Source organism: Enterobacter cloacae complex sp. IR5384, from assembly GCF_049237265.1.
Classification (GTDB): Bacteria; Pseudomonadota; Gammaproteobacteria; order Enterobacterales; family Enterobacteriaceae; genus Enterobacter; species Enterobacter cloacae.
Genome location: NZ_JBMKHJ010000040.1, coordinates 34,387 through 40,539, shown reverse-complemented (window position 1 = coordinate 40,539; position 6,153 = coordinate 34,387). Strand labels below are relative to the sequence as shown.

At 52.9% G+C, this 6,153-nt stretch carries 7 protein-coding genes and 1 pseudogene; 5 read left to right on the top strand and 3 right to left on the bottom strand.

Annotated elements, in window-relative coordinates; translation table 11 throughout:
- Positions 1 to 104 precede the first annotated feature (104 nt).
- A pseudogene (locus ACOTX3_RS22625) lies at positions 105 to 251 on the top strand (short-chain dehydrogenase/reductase); the annotation flags it as partial.
- Positions 252 to 516: 265 nt separating this feature from the next.
- On the opposite strand, the gene ACOTX3_RS22620 reads toward ACOTX3_RS22625, so the two are convergent.
- Both ACOTX3_RS22620 and ACOTX3_RS22615 read right to left on the bottom strand, forming a co-directional pair.
- Positions 517 to 1,041, bottom strand: coding sequence for a hypothetical protein (locus ACOTX3_RS22620; RefSeq protein ID WP_223813270.1), 525 nt, complete (start codon positions 1,039 to 1,041; stop codon positions 517 to 519).
- 296 nt (positions 1,042 to 1,337) lie between these two features.
- Complete coding sequence (locus ACOTX3_RS22615; RefSeq protein WP_058679522.1) at positions 1,338 to 1,793, bottom strand: hypothetical protein; 456 nt, start codon at positions 1,791 to 1,793, stop codon at positions 1,338 to 1,340.
- A gap of 431 nt (positions 1,794 to 2,224) precedes the next feature.
- On the opposite strand from ACOTX3_RS22615, the gene ACOTX3_RS22610 reads away from it, so the two are divergent.
- Positions 2,225 to 2,848, top strand: coding sequence for a glutathione S-transferase family protein (locus ACOTX3_RS22610; protein WP_058679523.1), 624 nt, complete (start codon positions 2,225 to 2,227; stop codon positions 2,846 to 2,848).
- Between the two features lie 155 nt (positions 2,849 to 3,003).
- Positions 3,004 to 3,741, top strand: a complete 738-nt coding sequence (locus tag ACOTX3_RS22605; RefSeq protein WP_048971298.1) for a YoaK family protein — start codon at positions 3,004 to 3,006, stop codon at positions 3,739 to 3,741.
- Here the strand turns inward: ACOTX3_RS22605 and ACOTX3_RS22600 are convergent.
- A complete protein-coding gene (locus tag ACOTX3_RS22600) occupies positions 3,706 to 4,140 on the bottom strand; it encodes a MerR family transcriptional regulator (RefSeq protein ID WP_048971296.1) in 435 nt (144 codons plus the stop codon). The genes ACOTX3_RS22605 and ACOTX3_RS22600 overlap by 36 nt on opposite strands.
- Before the next feature lie 91 nt (positions 4,141 to 4,231).
- Here ACOTX3_RS22600 and ACOTX3_RS22595 point away from each other — a divergent pair, with 91 nt between their 5' ends.
- Together ACOTX3_RS22595 and osmY are read left to right on the top strand one after the other, a co-directional pair.
- Positions 4,232 to 5,161, top strand: coding sequence for an NAD-dependent epimerase/dehydratase family protein (locus tag ACOTX3_RS22595; RefSeq protein WP_058679524.1), 930 nt, complete (start codon positions 4,232 to 4,234; stop codon positions 5,159 to 5,161).
- A gap of 276 nt (positions 5,162 to 5,437) precedes the next feature.
- Complete coding sequence (gene osmY, locus ACOTX3_RS22590; protein ID WP_058679525.1) at positions 5,438 to 6,148, top strand: osmoprotectant ABC transporter permease OsmY; 711 nt, start codon at positions 5,438 to 5,440, stop codon at positions 6,146 to 6,148.
- Positions 6,149 to 6,153: the final 5 nt, after the last annotated feature.

Below are 6,153 nucleotides of genomic sequence, written 5' to 3'. Positions count from 1 at the left end.
CAGACACCGTCTGAATTTGCAGCGGGCTGGAGAAAGGGTCATTCTGAGAATGAAGATTCCGACGTTACTAACTGAGTGTTGTATCTAATCGTGGGGGCAGGTCAGCCATGCTTGCATTGATCGAGAGCCAAAATCCTCCTACTCATCTGTTGCTAGGCAGTGATGCATTAAGTTTGGTACGACAAAAACTCGAAGCGTTAGGTAAGGAAATTGAACAATGGGAAAAACTAACCCGTTCAACGGATGGCTGATTGGTTTCGGATATTAAGAGTATGGGGATAATCCATGATGGCCGTCGCACAAACGGCCATTTTACGACAGGCGGGGCATGGTCTCATCGGCGAAACTGGCGAGGCCAGAGCCCGACAAGCAAGCGGGCTTGTCCGCTCAGTGCCAGAAGCGGACATTGCTAAGTCTGCATTACATTCAACGGAGAGGTACAATGCAGACGATTAGATTATCTCTGACAGTCACGGAAAACCTCCAAATGAGGCCCAACCGAGAGCTGTTGACTGGCTATTTCAGCTTCTGTCTCAGAGCGAGATAGACATCAGTCAGCTTTGCGACATTGGCTTCATCCATGGAGAGCTCTGAGAAGTCCACAAACCAGTTTCCAGTACTGTGCTTATTGATAACAAATAGCTTTTTACCGTTCACGAATCGATACTCAACATCGTAGTCTTTATGGGTCCACGAAAGATTATCCAGAATAGTGAATTTTGTCGGCTGCGCTGGATTTTGCGGATCCCATTTTAAAAAGTCAGTGTACATAGTTATCCAACTTTCGAGACTGTCCCTGGTGACATATCCGAAGTGACTCGACATATCCCCACCGTTGTATATAGCCATTACTGCGTATTTGCCTTTATCGTCAATACGAAGAATTCCATCAAAACCATCTTTGTACTGCGGTTCATTGACCAGCATCACTTCAACACCGGTTTTGTACTGTGTCCAGGTATAATAGAAAGCTGGTTTTCCAGGCGTTGAACACCCTGTCATAAGTAACAAAAATATAAGCCCTAAAATTCTAATCATCATTATTCCTTATCTAATAAAAACCATGTCTTTATCACAGTCACTAAAGAAACATACTTAACTTCAGTACATAAACTTCCGTGTTATATCGGCAAAAAAAAGACTTTCATGAGCGGTTATTTGAGCTACATTTAGCGTCTCACCAGATTGTGGTTCAATCAGTAGAGAACCGTCCGTATCTGGCTCATAGTAGCCATTTACCCCCAGTCTCAACAGAAGCCTCAAAAAAACCTTAGAGGGGCTCACCTTAGCCCCTTTCCCACACCACCCTCTAAGCAGCTAACAATGCCTGCCCGCACTCAGTGCGCCACAATTCGCGGCTCCTTCACAAACTCCGCCAGAAGCCAAATCATATCGTGCAGCAGCCCAGTAAGCTCTTTCGCAACGTTCGCAGGCAATGTCCCCCCTTTAACGGCTTGGGTAAGTGCCAGCGCATAGTCTATCTGAGTAGCGGTGTCGTGCCAGCAGTCGGGCACGCAGGAGGTCATTTTCTCTCCCACAATCAACTGTTCAATAAGGTTCGGCGGGAGATCGGCATCGCAGAGTTCGCGGAGTCGAAGAAGCGCTTGCAGCAGACGCTCACAGAGCGCAGTGCAAATGACGCTGTCATCGCTTTCGACCAGCACGGTCACCAGCGCGGCGCAGTTGTCCGCCACGTCAAAGAGGTCGGCGTCAACCGGAAGGGGTCGGGTAATAAGTTGCTGAATAATGTTTTCGTCAGATTGCAGGTAAGACAGGGTTGGGATAGTAGCCATAAGGCATCCTCAGTGTATGAAATTGAATTAACCACCCGATGAGTTCCTACGCTCGAGGGGGCAGCGCTGACGGAGGTAGGAATACCGCCCACAGAGAAAACGGCCAGCCTTAACGGCTGCTCCGCCAGCGCCACCGTGATTTTAACGGCATATGCACTGTTGCGACAAAATAAAGTCGCACTGTGAGATCCGGGTTCCTACACCCGATTGCGGATGTGCCGCAACGCCGTCACTTTACGACCCAGGTAATCGGAATAAAAGCATTAACCCTCATTTTCACCGGGTTACTTTTAGGTTTGCGAGGCTCCTTCCAGAAAGACGGTATCGCTCCCCCAATCCAGCGCACTCATCACCTAATTTTGCCCCGACCTCTTTCACAAAACTGATGTATTGTTTTTAAACCATTCATTCCAGTGCAGGACACCTGACCCATGATCACCATCCTCGGCAAAACCACCTCCATCAACGTGCGTAAAGTCCTCTGGACCTGCGAAGAAGCCGGAATTGCATATCAGCAGGAAGATTACGGCAGCGGATTTGCCTCGACGGAAACGGACGCCTTCCGCGCCCTGAACCCCAACGCCATGGTGCCGGTGTTGATCGACGGCGATTTTGTGCTGTGGGAATCGAATTCAATCTGCCGCTACCTGGTGCGCAAAGCCGGGCGCGATGACCTGCTGCCATCGCAGCCGCAGACCTGCGCTAACGTCGAGCGCTGGATGGACTGGCAGGCAACCGAATTCAACAACGCGTGGCGCTATGTCTTTCCGGCGCTGGGCCGCAAAAACCCGGACTATAACGATCCCGTGCGGATTGCCGCCGGGATAAAAGAGTGGAACCACTGCATCGGCATTCTGGAGCAGCAGTTGCAGCGCACCGGCGCCTTTACTGCGTGCGAAACGTTTACGCTTGCAGATGTAGTGTTGGGGCTGTCGGTGAACCGCTGGAAGATGACGCCTTTTGACAAACCCGCGGTGCCTGCCATTGATGCCTGGTTTGAACGTCTTAATCAGCGCCCGGCATTTTTGCGACACGGAAATAACGGCATGGTCTGAATTCCCCACGGCCCTATATTCAGCAAGGATATTTTATTTAATTACAAAACCCTGCATCTCGTCAGAGGGAATAATAATTAAGCCATATCCTGGACTGTCCGTTGTACCGCTTTGCTAGCCTGACGTTTCAGGCAAAGCTCACCCCGGAGGTATTCTTGCTGATTAAACTCAAAAAAGAACGAACGCATCAGGAGGATCGCCGGTTAGCCCTCTGGCTGGCGACATCCGCCGGCTTGCTCAACGCCATCGCTCTTGGGGCATTTGGCTTTTTCCCCTCTCACATGACCGGCAATACCTCACAATTATCCAGCGAAGTCTCTTCCACCGATCTGAACGATATTATTTTCTTTGGCTCCATTATTCTGGCGTTTGTCACGGGTGCCATTCTTGCGCGCATTATTGTTATCTGGGGCATTATCCATAATATCCGGCTGGTTTTTTGCCAGATCCTCTTTGTTGAAGGGTTATTACTGACCGGTATTTCGGTTTACGAGATGTATTTCCATGCCCTCACCAGCAACCGCACGATTATTATCTTTCTCTGTGGTCTGATGGGGATCCACAATTCCACCTCCACCCAGCTCTCCAGCGGCCGGGTGAGATCAACGCACATCACCGGCACGCTGACGGACGCGGGAATATCGCTGGCCTCGGTGGTGGTGGCGATGCTGCGCCGGGATTACTCCAAAGATACAGCGGCGCAGAAAAGCCAGCTTAAAACCCACTTAACCACCCTGTTCTCGTTTATTACGGGCGGTATCGCAGGGTTGCTCCTGTTCCGGTGGATTGGGTTTAATGCGATGCTGGCGCTGGGCGTGATGCTCACCGTGGTCGCCGTCGTCTCTATTATCACCGTCTCAACGCGGGTTCGCCGGGTTCGGGCTACCGTCTGAGTTCTGCAACTGTCCCAGCAGGCGTTGCATGTTGTCGTCACAGGAGATGCCGTCAGGTCTGTTCGTGATGCTGGCGACCAGATCCAGCAGCGCCTGGCGGTTTTCCTCAAGCTGCTGCTGCATCGCCTCTATCTCCGAAATACGTGTCTTCAGGGACTGGACCAGTTCCGCATGATCCCAGGGCTGGTGCGGCTGCGGCAGAAAACGCCGGATTTGCTCCAGCGTAAACCCGGTACGCTGGGCGTTGTCGATTATTTTCAGCAGCGCCGCCGTTTCGGGGGAGTATTTGCGGTAGCCGTTCCCCTGTCGGCCAGGTTTTGGCAGCAAACCTTCTGCCTCATAAAAGCGAATTCGCGACGGGGTTATGCCCGTCATTTTCGCCAGCTCGCCAATTTTCATCTCATCTTCTTTTGCATATTGACCTTAAAGTTAACTTTAAGCTTAAACTTTTTATACGGTCAATCGAATCGTCATGTTATCAGGAGCGACAATGCAAACCATTCTGGGTGCCAGCGGGCAAATTGCCCGTGAACTTGCCCGCGAGCTTAAACGCGGATATACCGACAATCTGAGGCTGGTCAGCCGCCATCCGCAGAAAGTTAACGACAGCGATACCACATTTTCTGCCGATCTTCTGGATGCCCGGCAGGCTCATGAGGCAGTGAAAGGCAGCGACACGGTCTATTTCACCGCAGGTTTACCCCCGGATTCAGCCCTGTGGGAGCGTCAGTTCCCCACCATGCTGGACAATGTCCTGAATGCCACCCGGGCCGCGGGCGCGAGATTTGTCTATTTTGACAATACCTATATGTATCCGCAGAACGACGTGCCGCAAACTGAAGAGACGCCGTTCGCGCCACGGGGGCGCAAAGGAAAGGTACGCGCCATGATGGCAAACAGGGTGCTGGACGAAATGGCGCGCGGTGATATTCCCGTCCTTATTGGTCGCGCCCCCGAATTCTATGGGCCCGCCAGGACGCAGAGTTTCACCAACGCGCTGGTCATCGACAGACTGAAGCGTAATAAACGCCCACGCGTTCCGGTACGTGACGATAAGCTTCGCACACTCATCTGGACGCCGGATGCCAGCCGCGCGCTGGCGTTGCTGGGCAATACCTCGGACGCGTATGGTCAAACCTGGCATCTTCCCTGCTGCGACGAAAGGCTGACGTATCAACAGTTTGTCACCCTTGCCGGTGAGATTTTCGGCAAGCGTGCTGACTATACCGTTATCAGCAAAATGGCCTTCGCCGCTGCGGGTCTGTTTTCTCACAACGCCCGGGAAATCCGCGAGCTATTGCCGAGGTACGAATCAGACAACCTGTTTGACTCTGCCAAATTTAAGCAGCGTTTTCCCGCCTTCACCGTCACCACTTACCGGCAAGGGCTGGAGTCCATCTGGCAAACGTCTCAGTTGTGACGCTCCCCCCGCCCGCACGATGAAATGCGGGCGCATTTTGTGACAGCGTCACACACTACGCTTCGCTTTAAGATTATTCTGCCTGCACCACAGCCAGCCCTTACCTCATAAGGCTTAATCAAGGTTGTCACTAGTTTCATAGGGTTACTGATTTTTCCCCTTCGCTGGAACCCTTCCCAAACACTTGCTATAGGTCAACTACCCCTGCCGAAACATGGCATAACAACAGGCAACCTCTGGTTGCGATAACGCATGCGCACAGGGAGACACACCGCAATGCATCCATTACTCAAACGCTCGCTGCTGTTTGTCGGCGCCATTATCTTGGTTCTGGCCCTCCTCACCTGGGGCATTGGGCTGGAGACGATCAAGGCGCGTCAGGTTGACCTGATCTACCTCGGGCAACAGCATTTAATCCTCGTATTTTCCTCGATGTTCTTCGCACTGCTGGTTGGCATTCCGGCGGGTATCCTGCTCAGCCGCCCGGCGGCGCGTGGGGTAGCCGAATACGTGATGCAAATCTTCAACATCGGCAACACCCTGCCGCCGCTGGCCGTTCTGGCGCTGGCGATGGTGGTGATTGGCATTGGCGATACGCCAGCCATCATCGCCCTGTTTCTTGCCTCGCTGCTGCCGATTGTGCGCAATACCTACGCCGGGCTGTGCTCGGTGCCGTCGTCGTTACTGGAAGCGGCAAACGGAATTGGGATGACCAAATGGCAGCGTCTGCGCCAGGTGGAGTTACCTAACGCCTGGCCGGTGATGCTCTCGGGCATCCGCATCGCCACCGCCATTAATGTGGGTACAGCTCCGCTGGCCTTCCTGATTGGCGCCAGCAGCTACGGCGAGCTGATTTTCCCCGGCATCTACCTGAACGACTTCCCGACGCTGATCCTGGGCGCGGCGGCCACCGCGCTGTTTGCCCTGATCCTCGACACCTTGCTGGCTGCGCTGGGTCGCGTGATGAGTCCCCATCTCGCTCGATAACAATA

Excerpts from the sequence above, each read along its gene's own strand:
- osmY (WP_058679525.1), top strand. The coding sequence starts at position 5,438 with ATGCATCCATTACTCAAACGCTCGCTGCTGTTTGTCGGCGCCATTATC.
- ACOTX3_RS22615 (WP_058679522.1), bottom strand. The coding sequence starts at position 1,793 with ATGGCTACTATCCCAACCCTGTCTTACCTGCAATCTGACGAAAACATT.
- ACOTX3_RS22610 (WP_058679523.1), top strand. The coding sequence starts at position 2,225 with ATGATCACCATCCTCGGCAAAACCACCTCCATCAACGTGCGTAAAGTC.
- ACOTX3_RS22600 (WP_048971296.1), bottom strand. The coding sequence starts at position 4,140 with ATGAAAATTGGCGAGCTGGCGAAAATGACGGGCATAACCCCGTCGCGA.
- ACOTX3_RS22595 (WP_058679524.1), top strand. The coding sequence starts at position 4,232 with ATGCAAACCATTCTGGGTGCCAGCGGGCAAATTGCCCGTGAACTTGCC.
- ACOTX3_RS22620 (WP_223813270.1), bottom strand. The coding sequence starts at position 1,041 with ATGATGATTAGAATTTTAGGGCTTATATTTTTGTTACTTATGACAGGG.